This window comes from Streptomyces sp. MnatMP-M17, assembly GCF_900091995.1.
GTDB lineage: Bacteria > Actinomycetota > Actinomycetes > Streptomycetales > Streptomycetaceae > Streptomyces.
This window is the reverse complement of record NZ_FMDK01000112.1, coordinates 1-1,995: the sequence shown is the minus strand read 5'-3', so window position 1 is coordinate 1,995 and position 1,995 is coordinate 1. Positions and strand designations below refer to the sequence as shown.

Genomic DNA, 1,995 nt, shown 5'->3' with positions numbered 1-1,995 from the left:
GGCATTGGTAGTTGAAGGCGCGGTGCCCTTACGGGTCCGTTTCCTTCGTCCCCTTTCAATCCGTGCGTGCGGTTTTCCCGCACACGGCTTACCGATGATCTTCTTGACATGGTTACGCGGTCTTCGGGTAACGAATCGTGCCGCGCAGTTGATACAGGCCGTGCCCGTTGAACCATTCCTCGGTCCAACCCGTCTGCTGCCCTGCACGCAGGTTGCGTCCGCGTTTCTTGACCATCAGTCTGCGGAGTCGCCACACCACGTACTCATCAACAGTTCGGAACTTCTGGGCGGCGTTCCCGGTTCGGAAGTAGTTTCCCCAGCCGCGCAGGATTGGATTCAGATCCGCGATCACATCACGGATATCCGATCCCGACCGGCGGCGGTCGGTCCGTTCGCGGACCTTGTCCCGGAGTCTCTTCATCGCCGCTTTCGACGGCCAGCGGTGCAGATAGAAGCGGACTGTGCCGTACTTCTTCCACGACCTGCCTGAGAAGTGGACCCTGAAGTGGCAGCCAAGGAAGTCGAGTCCTTCCCGGCCCTCTCTGAGGTCAACTACTTTCGTCTTGTCCGGGTGCAGCCGCAGCCCCACCGATCCGAGGATTTCCCCGACCGCTTCCAGGGCAGCCCTGGCCTGGCGAGCGGAACGGCACAGGACGACTCCGTCGTCTGCGTACCGAACCAGCTCACCCACTCCTCGCTCCATCAGCTCGGAGTCCAGAACATGCAGGTAGATGTTGGCCAGCAAAGGCGAGATCACCCCACCCTGAGGAGTCCCGGCGACCGTCCGCCGGACCTCACCGTCCACCATCACACCCGCCTGCAACCACAGACGGACCAACTTGAGAACCCTGCGGTCCGACACCCGGCGACCCACCTCGACAAGCAACCGACCATGGTCGATCTCATCAAAGAAGCTCCGGATATCGAATTCGACAACAAAGTGAAACCCCTTGACAAAGCCAGCTCGAAGCCGCTCCATCGCCTGCGTCGCTGACCGTTTCGGGCGGAATCCGAATGAGCACGGAGAGAACCCCGCCTCGAACACCGGCTCCAAAACAATCTTCGCCGCCTGCTGGGCCACCCTGTCGCGAACCGCAGGAATACCCAGCGGTCTCACGCCACCTTGCGGTTTCGGGATATCCACACGCCTGGCCGGCGCGGGACGATACGTGCCTGCACGCAGAGAAGACTGGAGTTCGCCGAGCATCCGCCCGGCTCCGTACTCCTCCTCCACGAATACCAGAGTGACCCGATCCACCCCGGCACTTCCTCTGTTGGCCCGAACCCGTTCCCACGCCTCCCACAGCACATCACCTCTGTGGATACGGTCATACAGGGCATGGAAACGCCGTTCCGGCGACTGCTTTGCCGCAGCCCATAGTCCGCGTTGGAGTTTTCGCACTTTCGAAACGGACGCAAGTCCGTCGACTACAGCGGGAGTTGTCCCACCGGGGTTGTTGGACCGGGCGGTCCCGGTCATGCCCTCATGCTTACCTTCGCTACGGACGTGATCAAAGTGCGGGCCCTTCCCTCCCGGCGCGTTATGTTGCACGCCGATCAGCGGTACTACGCCCCGCTCGGACTCCCGCTGCCCTCCGGACGACTTCACCATCGGCTTATACGTCCGGTCTCTTGCCTGATGCCAGGCGTGGTCAGACGGGTCTCTCCTGTTCCGGCCCAGACTGTGCACACGTGCCGCCCCCTCTACCCCGGAAGAACCCTGGAGGCTGACCCCGGAACAGGGCCCCCAGGACATGGCCTTCGCCCCGACATGACGGGCTCGGCTTCTCCGCTGTAGCTGTGACGAGGCTGCAGGGTTCGCTTCACGCTACGGCCCGCGTGCTCGCTTCCTCCAAAGAGGCTCTTGACATCCCGCTCAGCCCGCCGCGTCTCCACGACGAACCGGGACCTGCTACCGGGCACTCCGGTGTCTACCCGGACGGGACTTCCACCCGCGAGCCTGGACCAGCTTTCAGGACGCACCATGGGCACAGC

At 62.9% G+C, this 1,995-nt stretch carries 1 protein-coding gene; it reads right to left on the bottom strand.

All coding sequences use genetic code 11. The annotated features are described in order from the left end of the window. Nucleotides 1-112: 112 nt before the first annotated feature. Nucleotides 113-1,480, bottom strand: coding sequence for a group II intron reverse transcriptase/maturase (gene ltrA, locus GA0115259_RS06215; protein ID WP_237539808.1), 1,368 nt, complete (start codon nucleotides 1,478-1,480; stop codon nucleotides 113-115). Between the last annotated feature and the right edge of the window lie 515 nt (nucleotides 1,481-1,995).